Origin of the sequence: Bradyrhizobium sp. 6(2017), assembly GCF_011058295.2 — a bacterium.
In the GTDB taxonomy this organism is placed as follows: domain Bacteria; phylum Pseudomonadota; class Alphaproteobacteria; order Rhizobiales; family Xanthobacteraceae; genus Bradyrhizobium; species Bradyrhizobium septentrionale.
In genome coordinates this window covers 9,449,201-9,470,964 of the sequence record NZ_CP049289.2, presented here as the reverse complement: position 1 = coordinate 9,470,964, position 21,764 = coordinate 9,449,201, and the positions used below count along the sequence as shown (strand labels likewise).

Annotated in this window: 18 protein-coding genes; 7 read left to right on the top strand and 11 right to left on the bottom strand. The window is 64.4% G+C overall.

From position 1 onward, the window contains the following. Positions 1 to 468 precede the first annotated feature (468 nt). The 5 genes from G6P99_RS45005 to G6P99_RS44985 all read left to right on the top strand — a co-directional run bounded on the left by G6P99_RS45005 (position 469) and on the right by G6P99_RS44985 (position 5,779). Positions 469 to 1,263: a crotonase/enoyl-CoA hydratase family protein gene (locus G6P99_RS45005; protein WP_165126766.1), complete on the top strand. Its 795-nt coding sequence runs from the start codon at positions 469 to 471 to the stop codon at positions 1,261 to 1,263. Beyond that, positions 1,260 to 3,128, top strand: coding sequence for a feruloyl-CoA synthase (locus G6P99_RS45000; RefSeq protein ID WP_029077915.1), 1,869 nt, complete (start codon positions 1,260 to 1,262; stop codon positions 3,126 to 3,128). Before G6P99_RS45005 ends, G6P99_RS45000 begins: the two co-directional genes overlap by 4 nt. Positions 3,129 to 3,148: 20 nt before the next feature. Beyond that, entirely contained in the window at positions 3,149 to 3,910 is a 762-nt protein-coding gene (locus G6P99_RS44995) for an SDR family NAD(P)-dependent oxidoreductase (protein WP_029077914.1), read from the top strand. A gap of 194 nt (positions 3,911 to 4,104) precedes the next feature. Next, complete coding sequence (locus G6P99_RS44990) at positions 4,105 to 4,524, top strand: acyl-CoA thioesterase (protein WP_029077913.1); 420 nt, start codon at positions 4,105 to 4,107, stop codon at positions 4,522 to 4,524. Positions 4,525 to 4,627: 103 nt separating this feature from the next. Next, on the top strand, positions 4,628 to 5,779 hold the full coding sequence (locus G6P99_RS44985; RefSeq protein ID WP_029077912.1) for an ABC transporter substrate-binding protein: 1,152 nt from the start codon (positions 4,628 to 4,630) through the stop codon (positions 5,777 to 5,779). A 59-nt stretch (positions 5,780 to 5,838) separates the two neighbouring features. Here the strand turns inward: G6P99_RS44985 and G6P99_RS44980 are convergent, their stop codons facing one another. Genes G6P99_RS44980 through G6P99_RS44970 form a run of 3 tightly spaced genes read right to left on the bottom strand, consistent with a single transcriptional unit; the run spans position 5,839 to position 9,382 of the window. Beyond that, positions 5,839 to 6,570, bottom strand: a complete 732-nt coding sequence (locus G6P99_RS44980) for an ABC transporter ATP-binding protein (RefSeq protein ID WP_029077911.1) — start codon at positions 6,568 to 6,570, stop codon at positions 5,839 to 5,841. Then, positions 6,567 to 8,336 (bottom strand): ABC transporter permease subunit, encoded by a 1,770-nt coding sequence (locus tag G6P99_RS44975; RefSeq protein WP_051345945.1) that lies wholly within the window; start codon positions 8,334 to 8,336, stop codon positions 6,567 to 6,569. The genes G6P99_RS44980 and G6P99_RS44975 overlap by 4 nt, the downstream gene beginning before the upstream one ends. Before the next feature lie 5 nt (positions 8,337 to 8,341). Then, complete coding sequence (locus G6P99_RS44970; RefSeq protein WP_029077909.1) at positions 8,342 to 9,382, bottom strand: branched-chain amino acid ABC transporter permease; 1,041 nt, start codon at positions 9,380 to 9,382, stop codon at positions 8,342 to 8,344. 179 nt (positions 9,383 to 9,561) lie between these two features. On the opposite strand from G6P99_RS44970, the gene G6P99_RS44965 reads away from it, so the two are divergent. After that, the gene (locus G6P99_RS44965) at positions 9,562 to 10,080 is read left to right on the top strand and encodes a MarR family winged helix-turn-helix transcriptional regulator (protein WP_029077908.1); all 519 of its coding nucleotides are present in this window, start codon (positions 9,562 to 9,564) and stop codon (positions 10,078 to 10,080) included. A 91-nt stretch (positions 10,081 to 10,171) separates the two neighbouring features. Here the strand turns inward: G6P99_RS44965 and G6P99_RS44960 are convergent, their stop codons facing one another. After that, entirely contained in the window at positions 10,172 to 10,657 is a 486-nt protein-coding gene (locus G6P99_RS44960; protein ID WP_029077907.1) for an adenosine-specific kinase, read from the bottom strand. A 334-nt stretch (positions 10,658 to 10,991) separates the two neighbouring features. Here G6P99_RS44960 and G6P99_RS44955 point away from each other — a divergent pair, with 334 nt between their 5' ends. Next, positions 10,992 to 12,161, top strand: coding sequence for a saccharopine dehydrogenase family protein (locus tag G6P99_RS44955; protein ID WP_029077906.1), 1,170 nt, complete (start codon positions 10,992 to 10,994; stop codon positions 12,159 to 12,161). Positions 12,162 to 12,364: 203 nt separating this feature from the next. Here the strand turns inward: G6P99_RS44955 and G6P99_RS44950 are convergent, their stop codons facing one another. From G6P99_RS44950 to G6P99_RS44920, 7 genes are all read right to left on the bottom strand, one after another. Continuing rightward, positions 12,365 to 13,648 (bottom strand): glycerate kinase type-2 family protein, encoded by a 1,284-nt coding sequence (locus tag G6P99_RS44950; RefSeq protein WP_029077905.1) that lies wholly within the window; start codon positions 13,646 to 13,648, stop codon positions 12,365 to 12,367. A 227-nt stretch (positions 13,649 to 13,875) separates the two neighbouring features. Then, positions 13,876 to 15,102, bottom strand: coding sequence for an ABC transporter substrate-binding protein (locus tag G6P99_RS44945; protein WP_029077904.1), 1,227 nt, complete (start codon positions 15,100 to 15,102; stop codon positions 13,876 to 13,878). A gap of 192 nt (positions 15,103 to 15,294) precedes the next feature. Then, positions 15,295 to 16,521 (bottom strand): ABC transporter substrate-binding protein, encoded by a 1,227-nt coding sequence (locus tag G6P99_RS44940; RefSeq protein ID WP_029077903.1) that lies wholly within the window; start codon positions 16,519 to 16,521, stop codon positions 15,295 to 15,297. A 161-nt stretch (positions 16,522 to 16,682) separates the two neighbouring features. Continuing rightward, entirely contained in the window at positions 16,683 to 17,912 is a 1,230-nt protein-coding gene (locus tag G6P99_RS44935; RefSeq protein WP_029077902.1) for an ABC transporter substrate-binding protein, read from the bottom strand. Positions 17,913 to 18,138: 226 nt separating this feature from the next. Then, complete coding sequence (locus tag G6P99_RS44930; RefSeq protein WP_029077901.1) at positions 18,139 to 19,365, bottom strand: ABC transporter substrate-binding protein; 1,227 nt, start codon at positions 19,363 to 19,365, stop codon at positions 18,139 to 18,141. Between the two features lie 116 nt (positions 19,366 to 19,481). Then, positions 19,482 to 20,711 carry an ABC transporter substrate-binding protein gene (locus tag G6P99_RS44925; RefSeq protein WP_165126763.1) on the bottom strand — a complete coding sequence of 410 codons (1,230 nt, stop codon included), beginning with the start codon at positions 20,709 to 20,711 and terminating at the stop codon, positions 19,482 to 19,484. A gap of 29 nt (positions 20,712 to 20,740) precedes the next feature. Continuing rightward, positions 20,741 to 21,763, bottom strand: a complete 1,023-nt coding sequence (locus G6P99_RS44920) for a branched-chain amino acid ABC transporter permease (RefSeq protein WP_029077899.1) — start codon at positions 21,761 to 21,763, stop codon at positions 20,741 to 20,743. Position 21,764: the final 1 nt, after the last annotated feature.

Below are 21,764 nucleotides of genomic sequence, written 5' to 3'. Positions count from 1 at the left end.
GTAAGCCGTAAAACCATCGCGCAGGGAAAGCCGGGATTGCTCCGGTTACACCTGTGGTCCTACCTCCCGTGCTTTTTTGTTGCACGGGACCCATGGGTGCGATCGGCACCCGGCTTTCCCTGCGCCCTCTTCAAGAGAGGGCGAGACGAAGAGCAAAGCTCGGACAATTCATGTCGCGAGAACGCGGAAGTATGACTCACAACCCACGCCACATATTCAGTGTCGTCCCGGCGCAGGCCGGGACCCATAACCACAAATGGTTATTGTTGCGTAACGTCGGAACGACGAGTCCCATCCACTACATCTGCTGCGGCGTATGGGTCCCTGCTTTCGCAGGGACGACGGGTGGAGTGTGTCGCGCGTGCCGACTCCATCCCCGTAATCCCAGACGTCTCGAACGTCTCCCATATTGACTCTCCCGCCATTAGTTATAAAACATAACTATTCTGAACAGGAAGCAATAACGCCATGGGAAACGCTGCCGACGCGGGTGACGCCTCGCTGCTCAAGATCGAGACGCGAGGGGCGGTGCTGACGGTCGGGCTCAACCGGCCCGCCAAGCGCAATGCGCTGAACGACGGCATCATCCTGGCGCTGCGGGATTGCTTCTCCGCGATTCCCGATGCGGTCGGCGCCGTTGTCATCCATGGGATCGGCGATCATTTTTCGTCTGGCCTCGATCTCTCCGAACTGACCGAGCGCGACGCCACCGAGGGCCTGGTGCATTCCCAGATGTGGCACCGCGTGTTCGACCGCATCCAGTATTGCCGCGTGCCTGTGATCGCGGCGCTGAAGGGGGCGGTGATCGGCGGCGGGCTGGAGCTAGCCTGCGCGGCGCATATCCGCGTCGCCGAGCCCTCGGCCTATTTCGCGCTGCCCGAGGGCCAGCGCGGCATCTTCGTCGGCGGCGGCGGATCGGTGCGGCTGCCGCGCCTGATCGGCGTGCCCAGGATGGCGGACATGATGTTGACCGGCCGGGTCTATTCGGCGACCGAGGGCGCGGCCTATGGCTTCTCGCAATATCTCACCGAGGCCGACGGCGCGCTGCCGAAAGCGCTGGAGCTTGCCGAGCGCGTCGCTGCCAATGCGCCGCTGACCAACTTCGCCGTGTTGCAGGCGCTGCCGATGATCGCCGAGGCCAATCCGCAGACCGGCCTATTGATGGAATCGCTGATGGCGACGGTGGCGCAGAGCGACAAGGAAGCCAAAAAGCGCATCCGCGCCTTCCTGGATCGCAAGACCGCCAAGGTGAAGCCGACATGAGCGCCACGCCGTCCGCACCAGCTGCGAGCGTGCATCCGCTGCGCCCGATCTCGTTCGGCAATCCCGACGTCAGCGTCGAACGCCGCGACGACGGCACGATCTATCTTCGCCCGAAGCTCAGTCTTACCGATTATCCCGCTCGTCTCACCGACCGCCTGCATCACTGGGCGACCGCCGAACCGAACCGCGTGTTCATGGCCGAACGCGCCGGCGGCGGCTGGCGGCAGATCACCTACGCGCAATTGCTGGAGACGACCCGGCGCATCGCCTCCGCGCTGATCGCGCGCGGGTTGTCGGCCGAGCGGCCGGTCGTGATTCTGTCGGGCAATTCGATTGATCATGCGCTGATGGCACTCGGCGCGCTCTATGCCGGCATTCCTTTCTGCCCGGTGTCGCCGGCCTATTCGCTGGTGTCGCGCGACTACGGCAAGCTCGGCTTCGTCATCAAGCTTCTGACGCCAGGTCTGGTCTTCGCCGACGATGCCGGCAAATTTGCCGATGCGCTGCGCGTCAATGTCGCGCCGGATGTCGAGATCGCGGCCAGCCGCGGAACCGTGCCCGGCCGCGAGGTGACCCGGCTCGCCGATCTCATGGCGGCGCCGGAAGATCCGCGCCTCGACGCGACCCATGGGGGAATCGGGCCGGACACGATCGCGAAATTCCTGCTGACGTCGGGTTCGACGGGCAATCCCAAGGCCGTGATCAACACCCAGCGGATGATCTGCGCCAACCAGGTGATGCTGCGCGAGACGCTGGCGTTCCTGAAGGACGAGCCGCCGGTCATCGTGGATTGGCTGCCGTGGAATCACACCTTTGGCGGCAACCACAATGTCGGGTTGACGCTCTATAACGGCGGCTCGATGTTTCTCGACGAGGGCAAGCCGATGCCCGGCGGCATCGAGGAGACCGTGCGAAACCTCCGCGAGATCTCGCCGACGGTCTATTTCAACGTGCCCAAGGGCTATGAATCGCTATTGCCCTATCTGCGCGACGACGCTGCCTTGCGGGCGAAATTCTTCGATCGGCTGCATGCGATGTTCTTCTCGGGCGCCGCGCTGTCGCCGTTCATCTGGAACAGCCTCGATGCGCTCGCCGTGCAGGAGAAGGGCTATCGCGTGCCGATGCTGACGGGGCTCGGCGCCACCGAGACCTCGCCGTTCTTCATGTCGGTGCGGCCCGATACCAGCCGCTCCGGCCATGTCGGGCTTCCGGTGTCGGGCAATGACGCGAAGCTCGTCCCCAACAACGGCAAGCTCGAGGTGCGCGCCAAGGGTCCGAACGTGACGCCCGGCTACTGGCGTCAGCCCGAACTGACCGCCAAGGCGTTCGATGAGGAGGGCTTCTACAAGTTCGGCGATGCGCTGAAGCCCGCCAACGCTGGTGATCTCGCTGCCGGTTTCGATTTCGATGGCCGGATCGCCGAGGATTTCAAGCTGGCGAGCGGCACTTGGGTCAGCGTTGGACCCTTAAGGGCGCGCTTTGTCGGCACCTGCGCGCCGCTGGTACGCGACGTCGTGATCGCGGGGCTCAACCGCGACCAGCTCGCGGCGATCGTGATCCTCGATCTCGACGGCTGCCGCCTGATCAATCCAGAGCTTGCCGCTGGCGACATCGCGGCCGCGGCCAATGATCCGCTGGTGCGGGCTGCCTTTCGTGAACGCTTCGCACGCGTCCTTGCCGGCGCCACCGGCTCGTCGAACCGGATCGCGCGGGCGATCCTGCTGGATACGCCGCTGTCAATCGATCGCGGCGAGGTCACCGACAAGGGCTCGATCAACCAGCGCGCGGTGCTGGAGCATCGCACTGACATCATCGAAGCGCTCTATGCGCCGGTGCCATCGGCATCGGTGATCACGTCAGTCTGACATTTGAAGAGGAGAATTCCATGCAGTTGAAGGACCAGGCCGCCATCGTCACCGGCGGCGCATCGGGATTGGGCGCGGCGACTGCGCGCCGTCTCGCGGCGCAAGGCGCCAAGGTCGCGGTCTGCGACCTCAATGCCAAGCTCGCCGAGAGCGTGGCGGCCGAGATCGGCGGCATTCCTGTGGTCTGCGACGTGGCCGATGCGGCGGCCGCCGAGGCTGCGTTCGCTGCCGCCGCCAAGGCGCATGGCCCGGCGCGAGTGCTGGTGAACTGCGCCGGCATCGGCGTAGCAAAACGCGTGATCGGCCGCGAGGGACCGATGGCGCTCGTCGATTTCGACAAGGTGATCAAGGTCAATCTGATCGGCTCCTTCAACATGCTGCGGCTTGCGACCGCTGACATGGCGAAGCTCGAGCCGCTCGCGACCGGCGAGCGCGGCGTCGTGATCTCGACGGCCTCGGTCGCGGCCTATGACGGCCAGATCGGGCAGGCGGCCTATTCGGCCTCGAAGGGCGGGATAGTCGCGATGACCTTGCCGATCGCGCGCGAGCTCGCGCAATTCGGCATCCGCGTTTTGACCATCGCGCCCGGCCTGTTCATGACGCCCTTGCTGGCCGGCCTGCCGCAGGAGGCGCAGGATTCGCTCGCCGCCGCGATCCCGTTCCCGCGAAGGCTCGGCCAGGCCGACGAGTTCGCCTCGCTGGCGCTGCACATGATCGACAATCCCTATCTGAACGGCGAAGTGGTGCGGCTCGATGCCGCGCTCCGGATGGCGCCGCGCTGACTATGGTCATGAGGATGAACCAGCAGCATCCGGCGAGCTCGCTTCCACCTCTCCCATTGGGAGAGGTCGGATCGCGCAGCGATCCGGGTGAGGGGCTACGATCAACAACGAAGACCGTACCCCCTCACCCCAGCCCTCTCCCCATGGGAGAGGGAGCTCACCGCCGTTGCCGCGCTATCGGAGTTCGATAAATCATGTTCGTCCATCGGCGCGACGTGCAGATCCAGTGGGGCGATTGCGACCCCGCCAACATCGTCTATTACCCGCGCTATTTCGCGATGTTCGACGACTCGACCTCGATCATGTTCGAGGCCGCCGGCTGCTCGAAGCAGGACCTGATCCACAAATACGGCCTGGTCGGTATTCCCATGGTCGACACGCGGGCGAAATTCCACATCCCGTCGACCCATGGCGACTGGATTACCATCGAGAGCCGGATCGACAGCATCAAGCGCTCGAGCTTCGAGGTGGTGCACCGCGTGTTCAAGGGCGAGGCCTTGGCGATCGAGGCATTCGAAACAAGGGTGCTGGTCGGCCGTCATCCGGACGATCCCGACAAGCTGAAATCGGCGCCATTTCCGCAGGAGATCATCGACCGCTTTATGAACGGCTGACTTGATGAAGGGCTGACTTGCAGCCCCTCATGACCTAAGAAGGGGCTGAATTGGCCCGCAAAACCGGCTTAAACCCAAAAGACTTACTTGCAGGGAGGAATGAATGAAGAAGGCCACTCTCGCCGCAGCCGTGCTCGCCGCAGTGATCGCGCTGCCGGGCGCGTCCGCACAGGCGCAGACCAACGAAATCACCATCGGCATCACGATCTCGACCACCGGGCCCGCCGCGGCGCTCGGCATCCCCGAGCGCAACGCGCTCGATTTCGTGCCGAAGGAGATCGGCGGCGTGCCGCTGAAGCTGATCGTGCTCGACGACGCCGGCGATCCGACGGCTGCGACCACCAATACGAGGCGCTTCGTCACCGAGTCCAAGGCCGACATCATCATGGGCTCCTGCATCACGCCGACGACGATCGCGGTGTCGACGGTCGCCAACGAGGCCGGCATTCCGCATCTTGGGCTGGCGCCATTCGCGATCAATGAGGCCCGCGCAAAATGGTCGGTCGACCTGCCGCAGTCGATCCCGATCATGGGCAAGGTGCTCTACGAGCACATGAAGGCGCACAACATCAAGACCGTCGGCTATATCGGCTATTCGGATTCCTACGGCGATCTCTGGGTCAACGACTTCAAGGCGCAGGCCGTGCCGATGGGCTTGACCATGATCGATGAGGAGCGCTTCGCGCGCCCGGATACATCGGTTGCGGGCCAGGTGCTGAAGCTCGTCGCCGCCAATCCCGACGCTATCCTGGTCGGCGCGTCCGGCACCGCCGCGGCGCTGCCGCAGACCGCGCTACGCGAGCGCGGCTACAAGGGCCTGATCTACCAGACCCACGGCGCCGCCACGATGGACTTCATCCGCATCGCGGGCGCGTCGGCGGAAGGCGTCATCATGTCGGCCGGCCCGATCATGTCGCCGGAAACGCAAGCGGACAGCGCGCTGACCAAGAAGCCGGGCCTGACGCTGAACGCCGCCTACGAAGCCAAATACGGTGCCAACAGCCGCAGCCAGTTCGCCGGCCATTCCTACGATGCCTTCGAGGTGCTGAAGCGCATCATCCCGACGGCGCTGAAGACCGCCAAGCCCGGCACGCCGGAATTCCGCGAGGCAATCCGTCAGGCGTTCATCTCCGAGAAGGAGATCGTCGCGAGCCAGGGCGTCTACAACTGGACCGAAAAGGACCGCTACGGCCTCGACGACCGCTCGCGCATCTTGCTGACGGTCAAGGACGGCAAATACATCCCGGCGATGTGAGCCGGCCACGATCCGCTGAGGTAACAAGCCGGCCCTCGAAAGAAGGCCGGCTTCGTCATCTAAATCACGCTCTCGCCTTCGTGCTGGAAGCCGAGATAGCTCGCGGCGACGCCCTTGTTGGCGGCGATCTCCTTCGCGGGACCCGACAGCACGAATTCGCCGAGCTCCATCACATAGGCGCGGTCGGCGATCTGCAATGCGGCCTGGGCGTTCTGCTCGACCAGCAGCACCGAGACGCCGGCGGAGCGGAGCTCGCCGACGATGCGGAAGATGTCGGCGACGATGATCGGGGCAAGGCCGAGGCTCGGCTCGTCCAGCATCAAGAGCTTCGGCGCGCCCATCAGCGCGCGGCCCATCGCCAGCATCTGCTGCTCGCCGCCGGACAGCGTGCCGGCGAGCTGCTTGCGGCGCTCCTTGAGCCGCGGAAACAGCGTATAGACCCGCTCCAGCGAAACGGCTGCGGTTGCCTTCGCGATCCGGAAGGCGCCGAGCTCGAGATTGTCCTCGACGTTCATGGTGCCGAACAATTCGCGATGCTCTGGCACCAGGCTCAGGCCGGTGGCGACGCGGTCTTCGATGTCCAATGGCGCCATGTCGACGCCGGCAAAGGTGGTGCGGCCCTTCAGCGGCAGCACGCCCATGATGGCGTTGAGCAGCGTGGTCTTGCCGGCGCCGTTGGCGCCGATGATGGTGACGATCTCGTTCCCGGCAACGTCGAGCGAGACGCCGCGCACGGCCTCGACCTTGCCGTAGGCGATGTGGACGTCGGTAACCGACAGCAGCGCGCTCATGCGGCGGCTCCGAGGTAGGCCTTGATCACGTCGGGATTGCGCTTGATCGCGGCCGGCGTGCCTTCGGCGATCTTGGTGCCGAAATCCAGCACCACGATGCGGTCGGCGAGATCCATCACGAACCCCATGTCGTGCTCGACCAGCAGCACCGACATGCCGCCGTCGCGCAATTGCCGGAGCAGCGCGGCCAGCCGCTGCTTCTCCATGTGGCGCAGGCCGGCGGCCGGTTCGTCGAGCAACAGCAGCATCGGATCGACGCACAGCGCACGCGCAATCTCGACGATGCGCTGCTGGCCGAGCGACAGCGAGCCCGCGAGCTGGTCGATCTGGTCGGACAGGCCGACGCGCGCGATCTGCCGCGCGGCTTCCGCCAGCAGTTTTGCCTCATCGGCGCGGTCGAGCCGCAGCATGCTGGAGATCGCCCCGGAATTCCCGCGCAGATGCGCGCCGATCGCGACGTTCTCGAGCACGGTCATGTCGGGCACCAGCTTGACGTGCTGGAAGGTTCTGGAAACGCCGAGCTTGACCACTTCCTGGGGCGGCGCGTTCTCCACTTCCTTGCCGAGCACGGAGATCTTGCCGCCGGTTGCGGTCAGCACGCCGGTGATCAGGTTGAAGGTCGTGCTCTTGCCGGCGCCGTTCGGGCCGATCAGCGCGACGATCTCGCGGGCGTTGACGTCGAACGAAACGTCGTTCACTGCGATCACGCCGCCGAACTGCTTGCGTGCCTTGTCGATGTGCAGTAGCACCGAAGACGAACCTGGTGCGCGCTCGCGATGCTCCAGCTTCAGCGACGTGTCCGGCGTCTTGCGGGCCGGCTTGAGCGGCAGCCGCGACATCAGCCAGGGCCAGACGCCGGATGGCGCGAGTTGCAGCAGCAGCACCAGCATGATGCCGAACACGATGGTCTCGAGCTGGCTCTGGCCGCCGAAGATGTAGGGCAGGTAGCTCTGCAGCACCTCCTTGAGGATCACGACGATGCCGGCGCCGAGCACCGCGCCCCAGACGTAACCGGCGCCGCCGACGACGGCGATGAACAGATACTCGATGCCGGCCTGCGCGCCGAACGGCGTCGGGTTGGCGGCGCGCTGGAAATGCGCATAGAGCCAGCCGGACAGGCCGGCCAGCACCGCGGCATAGATGAACACCAGGAGCTTGGCGCGCGGCGTCTGCACGCCGAACGCTTCGGCCGCGACATGGCCGCGCCGCAAGGCGCGGATCGCGCGCCCGGTGCGGGAGTCCAGCAGGTTCATGGTCAGCAGCGCGGAGATCAGCACCGCGACCCAGATCGCGTAATAGATCGTATCCGGGCTCAGCATCTTGAACGAGCCGATCGAGAGCGGCGGAATGCCTGAGATCCCGTCGTTGCGGCCGAGGAATTCGAGCTTGCTGAACAGATAGAACAGGCCGATGCCCCAGGCGATGGTGCCGAGCGGCAGATAATGGCCCGACAGCCGCACCGTGACAATGCCGAGCAGCACGGCCGCAATGCCGCTGACCACGAGCGAAGCCGGCAGCGTCAGCCAGGGCGAGACGCCATAGGCGGTGGTCAGCACCGCCGTGGTGTAGGCACCGAAACCGCAGAACGCGGCCTGCCCGAACGAGGTGAGGCCGCCGACGCCGGTGAGCAGCACGAGCCCCATCGCGACCAGCGCGGCGAGGCCGATATTGTCGAGCAGCACGATCCAGAACGGCGGAATGCCCGGGACGAGCGGGATCACCGCCAGCACGAGCGCGAAGATGATGAGAGGGAGCCGCTGCGTCATCGCGCTCAATCCTTCTCTTCTTCGACCGCGGGCGCTGCAAGCGAGCGCAACACGAGCACGGGGAGGATCAGCGTGAACACGATGACTTCCTTGAAATTGCTGGCGTAGAAGGATGAGAAGGCCTCGACGATGCCGACCACGATGGCGGCGACCGCGGTCAGGGGATAGCTGACCAGGCCCCCGATGATGGCGGCGATGAAGCCCTTCAGGCCGATCAGGAAGCCGGTGTCGTAATAGAGCGTGGTGATCGGCACGATCAGGATGCCGGAGATGGCGCCGATCACGGAGGCGAGCAGGAATGCGATCTGGCCTGACAGCGTGGTGCGGATGCCGACCAGGCGGGCGCCGAGGCGGTTGACCGCGGTGGCGCGCAGCGCCTTGCCGGTCTTGGTGTAGCCGAAGAACAGCCACAGCGCGACGATGAAGCCGACCGTCAAGGCGTAGACGGCGAGGCTCTGGCCGGTGAAGCGCAGCGGGCCCGCGGTCAGCGCGGCGTTCGACAGCGCCGGGGCGCGCAGGCCTTCGGCGCCGAAGAACACCAGGCCCAGGCCCTGCAGCGCGAGGTGGCAGCCGACCGAGGCGATCAGGAGCACCAGCACCGATGTGTGCGCGATCGGCTGGAAAGCGATGCGGTAGAGGAACAGCCCGATCGCCGCCACGATCAGGAGCGCCAGTGCAATGTTGACGGCGACCGGCGTGTTGGGACCAACCAGGGCGTAAACGAGGCCGAGCAGCGCGAAGGGGAAGACGATGTTGAGCGCGACGGAGCGCATCATCAGCCGCGCATGCAGCGCCTTGCGGGCGAAGAACAGGTCGAGGGCGAAAGCGACGAGGCCCATCGCGACGGCAAGCCGCACCGTGCCGGGCACCTGGCCGGTCGCCAGCATGGCGTAGCTCAGCGCGCCGTAGGTCACGAATTCGCCCTGCGGGATCAGGATCACCCGCGTCACCGCGAACACCAGCACCAGGGCCAGCCCGAGCAGTGCGTAGATCGCGCCATTGGTGATGCCGTCCTGCAGCAGGAACAGCATGATCGTTGTGTTCAAGGCCGGGCGCTCCCCCTTAGGCGTCGGACCGCCGCAACCGGTTGCGCCGGTCGGGTCGGCCGATATCGGCTGTTGATAGGCGCCGATATTTGATATAGTGCATAACGATTATTAGATATAATCTCAAGGTCCCCGAGCGTCCCGCGGGGTTTTTGTACCGGGATTGCGAGCCTGGAGCGATGACTGTTTCCAAGACCGCCGCCGATGCCGTCCGATCACCGCGTGCCCTGCGCAGGGAACCGGTCGATCCTGCCGGGGACGACAGCATGCTGCAACTGGGCGAACTGTCCGGACTGCTCGGCTATTCGCTGAAGCGTGCGCAACTCAAGGTCTTCGAGGACTTCCTGCGCTGCGTCGCGCCGCTGCAGCTGACGCCGGCGCAGTTCTCGGTGCTGCTGCTGCTCGACAAGAATCCGGGCCGCAACCAGACCGAGATCGCCAACACGCTCGGCATCCTCAGGCCGAATTTCGTCGCCATGCTCGATGCGCTGGAGAGCCGCGACCTTTGCGCGCGGATGCGCTCCACCAACGACCGCCGCTCCCACATCCTGGTCCTGACCGACAGGGGCCGCGCCGTGTTGGCGCGCGCCAAGAAGCTGGTGGCCAACAAGCACGAGGCGCGGCTGATCGAGGTGCTCGGCCCCGCCAACCACGCCGCGTTGCTGGAGATGCTGGCGAAGCTCGCGCAGGAGTTTTGAGGGGGTGTGACGGCCCATCCGCTCGCAATGACGCGCTGGGTTGATACATATCCGGCATGCGGGCGCCGCCAGGCGACGAACCCATCGCGGTCTAAAGCTTGTAGCCGATGTTTCGCAGCAGATCCTTCCGCCACGCTATGTCGGCGTCGGTTTCGACGCCAAGCGGCGAGGCGCCATCCACCACGCCGAGCACGCCGCGCCCGAGCTCCGTCTGCGCGACGATCACCTGTGTGGGATTGGCCGTCGCGCAATAGATGCGGCAGACCTCTGGCACCGCGCGCACCGCCGCCAGCACGTTGACGGGAAAGAACCCGTCGCCGAGGAAAATCAGGAAGGTGTGACCGGCGCCGATCGCCAATGCGTTGTCGCGTGCCAAGGCGAACGAGGCGTCGTCGTTACCGGAGCAGCGCACCAACCGCTTGCCGGAGGCCTCGCAGAAAGCCAACCCGAAGCGGATGCGCGGCACCGCGCCCACCAGCGCTTCGTGAAGGTCTTCCACGGTCTTGATGAAGTGCGACTGGCCGAAGATGAAGTTGGTCTCATCCGGCTTGACGATGGGCACCACGGTGAGTTCCATGGCTTCGCTCCTGCACGGTGAGCTCCCCAATCCATGGTAGGCCGTCGGAGGGCGTTTGCAAGCGGCCACAGGCGGCCAAATGTGTCGGCTGTCTGCTTCGAGCTCACGCCGACCAGACCCAGCATCCGTACTCACGACGGCTCTCGAGGGAAGGCCGGAAATCGCCGGGGAGGGTTACGCGCCCAAGGACGGGAACTGTGGTATCCTCCGTCGAGCGCGACAGGGTGCGCCCGAATGTTGCATGGCCCCTCGCCAAAGTGGCCGCGAAGCGTACCGAGCGTTGCTAACGGATCTGAAGGGATCGCTTCCGGGGGGCCCGAGGAGGATCAACGCCGTGAAGCGGGACTTCGACCTCATCGTCTATGGCGCGACGGGTTACACTGGCCGTCTCATCGCCGAATATCTGGCGACATCTTATCGCGGCGACGATGCTCCGTCCTGGGCAATTGCGGGACGTTCGACCGACAAACTCCAGAAGGTCCGTGCCGACATCGGCGCACCGGACGATTTGCCGTTGGTGAAGGCGGATGCCGCCGAGCCGGCCAGCCTGCGTTCGATGTGCGAGCGCGCGGCCGTGATCGTCACCACGGTCGGGCCCTATCAGCTTCACGGTCCCGAGCTAGTGGCGGCCTGCGCGGCCACCGGCACGGCCTATGTTGATCTTTGCGGTGAACCGGGCTGGATGCGGCGCATGATCGACGTCCATCACGAAGAGGCGAAACGGACCGGCGCGCGCATCGTCTTCTCCTGTGGCTTCGATTCCATCCCGTTCGACCTCGGTGTGCTCACGTTGCAGGAGAAAGCGCGCGAGAAATTCGGACGCCCGGCGCGGCGGGTCAAGGCTCGTCTGCGCAAGGTGAAGGGCGGCATGTCCGGTGGGACCGCGGCGAGCGCTCAGGCGACGCTGGCCACCGCGGCGCGCGACCCGGCCCTGATCCGGCTGCTGACCGATCCGTTCGCGTTGACGCCGGGCTTCACCGGGCCGTCTCAGCCATCGGGCCTCGTCCCCGAATATGACACGAGCATGCACGCGTGGCTCGTGCCGTTCCCAATGGCGCCGATCAACACCAAGAACGTGCACCGCACGAACTTCCTGTTGGGACATCCCTACGGCAGGGACTTCGTTTATGACGAGATGATGGTGGCGCCGGGACTTGGGGACATCGCGAGCGTGACGACGGAGGCGCTCGCCACGGTGGTGTCCTTGTTCGGGACCGGCGGTCTCAAACGCGGCGCAGGCCCGACCCGGGAAGCGCGCGAGAGGGGCTTCTACGACATCTTCTTTCTGGGCGAGGTGCCGGATGGCGGACCGGTCGAGGCCGTCGTCACCGGCGACCGCGATCCGGGCTATGGCTCGACCAGCAAGATGATCGCCGAGAGCGCACTCTGCCTCGTGCGCGACGTGCAGGGCGAGGGCGGCATCTGGACGCCAGGCGCACTGATGGGGCCGGCCTTGCGCGACCGTCTGAAGGCCCGTGCCGGCCTCACCTTCAGCGCGCGTTGAGGTCGCGCGCAGGATTGGGGCGGCGTGCTGGATTGCTTGCGCCATCGCCAAGGTTTCGGCGGACAAGTCGCGGAGCCTGTCATGCAATGACTGGATGGTTACGCGCCATTCCGGGGCGCGCGTCAGCGCAAACCCGGAATCCAGAGGTGGTCGAGTGAGATTCCGGGGTCGATGCTACGCATCGCCCCCGGAATGACGATGGATCAATCCACCAGGATCACCCTGACATCGTTGACGTTGGTCAGCGTCGGCCCGGTCAGCAACAGGTCCCCGGTCTGCGCGAAGAAGCCCGTGGCGTCATTGTTCTCGAGATAGGCCCTCGGATCGAGGCCGATCGATTTCATCTTCGCGAACGTCGCCTGATCGATCACGGCCCCGGCGGGGTCGGTGGCGTTGCCGGCACCGCCATCGGCGCCGTCGGTGTCGGCGGCGAGCGCGGAGATGTCGGGCACATCCTTGAGCAGATCGGCCAGCGCCAGCGCGTATTCCTGGTTGGGCCCGCCGCGGCCATTGCCGCGCACGGTCACCGTGAGCTCGCCTCCGGAGATGATTGCGATCCGCTTGCCTTCGCTGCGCGCTTTCAGCGCGAGCCGCGCGTGCCCGGCCGCGACGTCGCGGGCCTCGCCTTCGAGATCGGCGCCAAGCGCGATGGTCTCATAGCCGGCGTCCTGCGCGACCTTCACGGCGGCATCGATCGAGGCATTCGGCTTCGCCAGCAGTTCGAACGTCGCCCGCGCAAAGGCGGGATCGCCGGGCTTGCAGCTCTCGTTCCTGGGATCGTCAAGCGCGCGGCGGACCGCGTCATCGACGGAGAGATCGTATCTGGCGACCAGCGCGCGGGCATCCGCGAGCGTGGTTGGATCCGGTACCGTGGGTCCCGAGGCGATCGCGGAGGGATCGTCATGCGGCACGTCTGAGATCGCCAGCGTGACGATCTCGGCGGCGTGCTGGCCGGCGCGCGCCAGCCGTCCGCCCTTGATCCGCGACAGGTGTTTGCGGACGATGTTCATCTCGCCGATCGGCGCGCCGGAGCGCAGCAGCGCGCGGTTGACCTGCTGCTTCTGGGCGAAGCTCACGCCTTCGACCGGCGCGATCCAGTTCGCCGAACCGCCGCCGGTCAGCAGCACCAGCAGGAGATCGTCTGCCGTCGCCTCGGCGGCGAGCCGCAGCGTATCGTCGGCCGCCCGCAGGCCGGCCTCATCCGGCACCGGGTGGCCGGCCTCGACCACCTTGATCCGGCGGGTCGGCACACCATGGCCATGGCGCGTGGTGGCGATGCCGACCAGCCGCGTCGGTGCAAGGCCGAGCGTGTCGAGATAGTGCCGTTCCGCCGCCGCGGCCATGGCGCCGGCGCCCTTGCCGGCGGCAAGGCAGATCACGCGTCCCTTCGGCGCCGGCCGCAACCGCGATGCCAGCACGACATCGGGATGCGCAGCCGCCACCGCGGCATCAAAGATCGAACGCAGGAACGGACGACGGTCGGGCATGGGTATACCTTCGCGAGAGCCGGGACGTGGGTAGATTGGGCCGCATTAACGCTGTGTTCCCTCTCCCGCTCGCGGGGGAGGGCTAGGGTGGGGGTGCTGCCACGAGTCGCACTGCGGGGGAAAGCCCCCACCCGGATCGCATCTTTGATGCGATCCGACCTCCCCCGCAAGCGGGAGAGGTGAAGGAAGGTGCGTTGCCTCCAATCGAAACAAGCTCCGTTCCGTCTCTAGTTTCCGACGACTTCGCCGCTGATGACGTCGCCGAACAATTGCCAGCGCTCGCCCTTGAACTGCATCAGTTGCAGTTGCTCGATCGGCTGGAAGTCGTCGGGACTTGTACTCAGCGTGACGCCGGGCAGCAGGCCGCCCTGCGCAAACTGCTTCAGGCTTGCCGCCTGCTTCATCACATTGGCGCGGGTGAGGTCGTCGCCGCAGCGGCGCAGCACCTCGACCATGGTGGTTGCCATGTTGTAGCCGGTCATCGCCGAGGCATCGACACGGTTGGTGTCGGGCATGTATTTGGCGAGCAAATCGTCGAACGCCTTCATGCCTGCGTCGTCCTTCCACTGCGGATCGCTGGCGTCCTTGGCGTAGGCCGCCGAGATCACGCCCTGCGCATTGTCGAGCCCGGCCGGACGCATCACCGTCGCGGTGGAGGCCGATACGTTGGAAACGAACGTCACCGGCTTCCAGTTCATCTCGCCGAGCTTCTTGATCGCTTGGGCGCCGAATTTCGGCGTGGTGAAGAAGATGATGACGTCGGGGTTGGAGGATTTCAGTCGCACCACATGGGAATCGATGGTCGGTTCGGCGACTTCATAGCTCTCCTTGGCGGCGATCCGCGCGGGATCGCTGGCGAAGCCGTCCTCCAGGCCCTTGAGGTAGTCCTTGCCCATGTCGTCGTTCTGGTAGAGCACCGCGACCTTGGCGGCCGGCTTCTCCTTGAGCAGATATTTCGCGTAGATCCGCGACTCGCTCTGGTAGCTGGGCAGCCAGCCCATGGTCCAGGGGAAGCTCTTCGGGTCGTTCCACTTGGTGGCGCCGGTGGCGACGAACAGCTGCGGCACCTTCTTGGCGTTGAGATACTTCTGGATCGCGGTGTTGGAGGCGGTGCCGAGCGTGCCGAACAGGAACAGCACCTCGTCGCTTTCGACCAGCTTGCGCGCCTGCTCCACGGCCTTCGGTGGCGAATAGGCGTCGTCATAGGACACGAAGTTGATCTTGCGCCCGTTGACGCCGCCGTCGTCGTTGACCTTCTTGAACACGGCGGCCATCGCCTTGCCGACCACGCCATAGGCCGACGCCGGGCCGCTATAGGGCACGATGTTGCCGATCTTGATCTCGGTATCGCTCGCACCGGTGTCGTATTTCTTCTGCGCCCATGCGGCATTGCCGGCCGCGGTGGCGACAGCGAGGCCGAGCAGGGCGGTTGCGATACGGTGTCGGATCGGCATCGGCATTTCCCGAAATCTCCTTGTTGTTGCCGCCGCGCGAGGGGCGGTTTCTTGCGGGATTTCCTAGCGCATTGCCGGGCAAAGTGTAAGCGGCATCGCCCGGGCCGGGCGGCGGGCGGGTGCTCTAGCTCATGAAAAGCCCCCTGCGACGGTATCGCAGGGGGCCATTCTCAGCCGGTAATTTGCGGGAAATCAGCCGCCGACGTCGGCGCTGATGACGTCACCGAACAGTTCCCATTTCTCGCCCTTGAACTTCATCAGCTGCAACTGGCTGATCGGGGCGAAATCATTCGCGGCGGTGTTGATCTTGATGCCGGGCAGCAGCACCTCGGTGCGGAAGTCCTGCAGGTTCGCCGCCTGCTTCATGATGTTCTCGCGGGTGAGGTTGTCGCCGCACTGCTTGAGCACCTGGACCAGGGTCTGGGCCACGCCGAAGCCGACCACGGTGCCGCCGTCGAGCTTGTCGCCCTCGGGGAAGTCCTTGGCCATGAAGGCGTAGAATTCCTTCATGCCGGGATCATTGTCCCACTGCTTGTCGGAGGCGTCCTTCAGGTAGGCGGCCGAGATGATGTCTTGCGCGTTCTCGAAGCCGGCCGGCTTGATCACGCTGCCGACCGAGGCCGACACGTTGTTGAGGAAGTGGGTCGGCTTCCAGCCGATCTCGGCAATCTTCTTGATCGCCTGCGCCGCGAATTTCGGCGTCGCGATGTCGATGAAGACGTCGGCGTTGCTGGACTTCAGCTTGACGATGTTGCTGTCGATCGTGGGCTGGGAAGTCTCGAAGCTCTCTTCGGCGACGATCATGCTGGCGGCCTTCTGGCCAAGGCCGTCTTTGAGACCCTTCAGATAGTCCTTGCCGTAATCGTCATTCTGGAACAGCACCGCGATCTTGGCGTTCGGCATGTTCTTCAGAATGTATTTTGCGTAGATCTGGGTCTCGCTCTGGTAGTTGGGCTGCCAGCCCATGGTCCAGGGAAAGTCCTTCGGGTCATTCCACTTGGTGGCGCCGGTGGCGACGAACAGCTGCGGCACCTTCTTGGAATTCATGTACTTCTGGATCGCCGAGTTGGACGGCGTGCCGAGCGAGTTGAAGATCAGCAGCACCTCGTCGCTCTCGACCAGCTTGCGGGCCTGCTCCACGGCTTTCGGCGGCGAATAGGCGTCATCGTAGGAGATGAAGTTGATCTTGCGGCCGTTGATGCCGCCGGCGTCGTTGATCTTCTTGAAATAGGCGGCCTCGGTGCGGCCGATGATGCCGTAGGCGGATGCGGGTCCGCTGTAGGGCATGATGTTGCCGATCTTGATTTCGGTGTCGCTGGCGCCGGTGTCGTATTTCTTCTGGGCAAACGCGGCGCTGCCGGACGTGGCGACGAGCGCGAGCGCGGCCCCGAGGACCGCAAGTCTAGTGGTAGCGGACATTGATGTCTCTCTCCCTGTTGTCAGACGGATGTGTCGCGGCCCCCTTGTTTCGAGGGCTCTCTTATTTGGCTGTAGTGATTAGCATTTTAGGCGGTCGGTCTCAATGAAAAGCCCCTGCGACAACGCCGCAGGGGCTCTCGTCTTTAGTCGACAATTTCGGGTTAGCCGCCGACGTCGCCGCTCAAAATTTCACCAAAGCGCTCCCAGGTCTCGCCCTTGAACCGCATCAGTTGCAGTTGCGAAAGCGGCGCGAAGTCGGTCGCCGAGGTGTTGACCTTGACGCCCGGCAACAGGCCGCCGAGCTCGAGGTCGCGGATGCTGGCGGCTTGCTTCATGATGTTCTCGCGCGTCAGATTGTCGCCGCACGCCCGCAGCACGTGCTCGAGACCCTGCGCGACGGTGTAGGCGTACATCACGGACGCGTCGGCGCGGTTTGCTTCAGGGTAGTACTTATCCAGGAATTGGTTCCAGGCGATCATGCCCTTGTCGGTCTTCCACTGCGGATCGGTCGGATCCTTCAGATATTGCGACGAGACGATGTCCTGGGCGTTCTCGAAGCCCGCCGGCTTGATCACGCTGCCGATCGACGAGGAGACGTTGTTGAGGAAATGCAGCGGCTTCCAGCCGAGCTCGTTGTTCTTCTTGATGGCCTGTGCCGCGAATTTCGGCGTCGTGATGTTGAAGAATACGTCGGCGCCGGTGGCCTTGAGCTTGACGATGTGGGAATCGATGGTCGGCTCGGTCACCTCGTAGCTGTCCTCGGCGACGATCATTGAGGCGGCCTTGGCGCCGAGCCCGTCCTTGAATCCCTTCAGATAGTCCTTGCCGTAATCGTCGTTCTGGTAGAGCACCGCGATCCTGGCGTCCGGCTTGTTCTTCAGGATGTACTTCGCATAGATGATGGACTCGCTCTGGTAGTTGGGCTGCCAGCCCATGGTCCAGGGGAATTCCTTCGGGTCGTTCCACTTGGTGGCCCCGGTGGCGACGAACAGTTGCGGCACCTTCTTCTGGTTCATGTATTTCTGGATCGCCGAGTTCGGCGGCGTGCCGAGCGAATTGAAGATGATCAGCACCTCATCGCTCTCGACGAGCTTGCGCGCCTGCTCGACGGTCTTCGGCGGCGTGTAGGCGTCGTCGTAGCTGATGAAGGTGATCTTGCGGCCGTTGATGCCGCCCTCGGCGTTAACCTTGCGGAAATAGGCTTCCTCGGTCTTGCCGATCACGCCATAGGCGGAGGCTGCTCCGCTGTAGGGCATGATGTTGCCGATCTTGATCTCGGTGTCGCTGGCGCCGGTGTCGTATTTCTTCTGCGCGACGGCGGGGCTCGTGGCCGCCGCGAGCAGTGCGAGGGCAGCCGAAATGGCCCCCAATCGCAAGTGGATAGCAGGCATTTTGATCTCCCTTGGATCACCATGAATGTGTCACGATTTTTGGAATGGGAGCACTTCGCGGCCCCTCGCGGCATTGAATACCTTTCGCCTGGTGCCAGCAACAGGAAGCCCCCCGCGGTGGTGCCGCGGAGGGCGTCATTTAGTCGAACGCGATGCGAGGAAAACCTGCGTTGCGGAAGCGCCTCGCGATACACGCGAAACGTTTGCGTTGAGGCCGTGCGTCGTCCTAGTTGCTCAGATTGCTCGAAATGATGTCACCGAACAGCTCCCACCTCTCGCCCTTGAACCGCATCAGGCGCAGCTGCTTGATCGGCGCGAAGTCGGTGGCCGAGGTGTTGATGCTGATGCCCGGCAGCAGCGTGTCGGGGACATAATCCTTCAGGCTCGCGGCCTGCTTCATGATATTGGCGCGGGTCAGATCGTCACCGCACATTTCCAGCACCTTCGCCATGGTCTGCGCGGCGGCGTAACCGAAGGAGGTGGCGCCGTCGAGCTTGTTGGCGTCGGGATAATCCTTCTTGAGGAAGGCAAGGAATTTCTCCATGCCGGGATCCTTGTCCCATTGTGGGTCGGCGCCGTCCTTGAGGTAGGACGCCGACAGGATGCCCTGCGAATTCTCGAAGCCCGCCGGCTGCATCACGCCGCCGACCGAAGCCGAAACGTTGGCGACGAACTGCAGCGGCGTCCACGCGATCTCGGCCGCCTTCTTGATGGCCTGCGCCGCGAATTTTGGCGTCGTGACGCTGACGAAGGTGTCGGCGCCGGCGGCCTTCAGCTTGATGATGCGATTGTCGATTGTGGGCTCCGACGTCTCGTAGGCCTCTTCGGCGACGATCATCGTGGCCTTGTCGCCGAAAGCGTCCTTCAGTCCCTTGAGGTAGTCCTTGCCGAAATCGTCATTCTGGTAAAGCACGCCGACCTTGGCGTCGGGCTTGTGCTTCATGATGTATTTTGCGTACACCCGCGCCTCGTCCTGGTAGGACGGTTGCCAGCCCATGGTCCATGGATAGTCCTTGGGGTCGTTCCACTTGGAGGCGCCGGAAGCGATGAACAGCTGCGGCACCTGCTTCTCGTTCATGTACTTTCGGATCGCGGCGTTGCTTGAGGTGCCGACCGAGCCGAACACCAGCAGCACCTCGTCGTCCTCGACCAGCTTGCGCGTCTGCTCCACGGTCTTGGCCGGCGAGTAGCCGTCGTCATAGGAGATGAACGTGATCTTGCGGCCGCGGATGCCGCCGGACGCGTTGATCATCTTGAAATAGGCCGCCTCGGTCCTGCCGATCACGCCATAGGCTGAGGCGGGACCGCTGTAGGGCACGGTGTTGCCGATCCTGATCTCGGTGTCGCTGGCCCCGGTGTCGTAGGCCTTCTGCGCCAGCACGGCATTGCAGCTCGTCAGGATCAGAGCGAATGCGGACAATAGCGCCGTCAGGGACGGGCGTACGGCAATCATGGTTTCCCCACCTCGTATTCTTGTGCCGTGTATTCAATACCATCGGCGCCGGGCGTCAACAAAAAGCCCCCGCGACGGGATCGCGGAGGCCGTTGTTTTATTCCCGCAGTGCAACGTTACTCGGAGGGAACGTCGCCGGAGATGATCTCGCCGAACAGTTCCCATTTCTGGCCCTTGAAGCGCTGCATCTGCAGCTGGGCGATCGGGGCGAAATCGGTGGCCGAGGTGTTGATCTTGACGCCGGGCAACAGGGTGTCCGGCGTAAAGTCCTTCAGGCTCGCGGCCTGCTTCATGACGTTGGCGCGGCTCAGATCGTCGCCGCACATTTCGAGCACCTTGGCGAGCGTCTGCGCGGCGCCATAGCCGTAGACGACGCCGTTGTCGGTCTTGTCGACGCCCGGCATGTACTTGTCGAGGAAGGCGTTCCACTTCTTCATGCCGGGATCGTTGCCCCATTGCGGGTCGGAGCCGTCCTTGGCATAGGCGGCCGAGAGCACGCCCTGGGCGTTCTCGAAGCCGGCGGGCTGCATCACGCTGCCGACCGAGATCGCCACGTTGGTGATGATCTGCAGCGGCTTCCAGCCGAGCTCGGCGGTCTTCTTGATGGTCTGGGCGCCGAATTTCGGCGTGGTGTAGATCAGCAGCACGTCGGGATTGGCGGCCTTGATCTTGACGATATGGCCGTCGATCGACGGCTCGGAGACCTCATAGCTCTCCTCCATGATGATGCTGGAGGCCGCCTTGGCGCCGAAACCGTCCTTGGTGCCCTTGAGGTAGTCTTTGCCGAAATCGTCGTTCTGATAGAGGATCGCGACCTTGGCGTCGGGCTTCTCCCTCAACAGCCATTTGGCATAGATCTGCGCTTCGCTCTGGTAGCTGGGCTGCCAGCCGATGGTCCACGGGAAGTTCTTCGGGTCGTTCCACTTGGTGGCGCCGGTGGCGACGAACAGCTGCGGGATCTTCTTGGAGTTGAGGTACTTCTGGATCGCGGTGTTCGACGGCGTGCCGAGCGGGTTGAACACGACGAGCACCTCGTCGCTCTCGACCAGCTTGCGCACCTGTTCGACCGCCTTCGGCGGCGAATAGGCGTCGTCATAGCTCACGAAGCTGACCTTGCGGCCGTTGATGCCGCCCTGATCGTTGATCATCTTGAAGTAGGCTTCTTCGGTCTTGCCGATCACGCCATAGGCGGAGGCCGGTCCCGAATACGGCATGATGTTGCCGACCTTGATCTCGGTATCGCTTGCGCCGGTGTCGTATTTCTTTTGGGCGAATGCGGCAGTGGACGTCGCAGCAACAGCGACGATCGCCGCGGAAATCGCGGCGATCCGAACGGTAGAAAGCATAATGTCTCCTGGTTTGCTTCGATAGGCTGTTAGTTTTTCTTGAGCTTTGCGGCCAGTTGCTGGGCAACGATCGCAACCTGCCTGGCGCCGTGCGGCACGAGGAAGATGACGAGGAACAGCAGCACGCCGAACACCGCACCCGAAAGGCCCTTGGAGATGCCTTCCGCGATATTCGGCACGAAGATGATGAAGGCGGAGCCTACGATCGAGCCGGGCAGCCAGCCGACGCCGCCGACCACCATGCCGAGGAACAGCGAGATCGCGAGCTGGATGGTGTAGCCGTCGGGCGCCACGAACTGCACCGCGATGGCGCCGAGACCGCCGGCGACGCCGGTAATGCCGGCCGAGACGCCGAACGCCAGCGTCTTGTACAGCGCGACGTCGACGCCCATCGCGGAGGCCGCGATCTCGTTGTCGCGGATCGCCATGAAGGCGCGGCCGGAGCGCGAGCGCAACAGGTTCACCGAGGCGATATAGATCGCGATCGTGACCACCAGCGTGAAGTAATACAGCCACATGTCCTGCCCCATCGGCAGGCCGAACGGCGCATCCGGCTTGGTCACGACCAGCCCCTGCACGCCGCCGGTCCAGTGCTCGAAATAGCCGAGCTTGAGGAGCTGCGGCATCGCGGTTGCGAGCGCAAAGGTGGCGAGCGCCAGATAGACGCCGGAAAGCCGCAGCGCCGGCTGGCCGAACAGGAAGCCGAAGCCGAAGCAGACGATGCCGGCGATAGGCAGCGTGAGGGCATAGTTCATGCCCACATGCTCCATCAGGATCGCCGAGGTATAGGCGCCGACGGCGTAGAACGCGCTCTGACCGAGCGAGAACTGTCCGGAGCCGCCGGTCAGGATGTTGAGCGCCATCACCGCGAGGCCGTAGATCAGAAGCATCGTCATCTGGAAGATGATGAAGTTCTTCACGAACAGCGGGATCAGGATCAGCGCGGCGAGCACCACGAGCGAGGTGCCATAGCCGAGCGTCATGGCGCGCTTGGGAACGGCCTCGACGGCCTGGCCTTCGGTGACGACTTCGACTTCTTCAGCGGCGCTCATG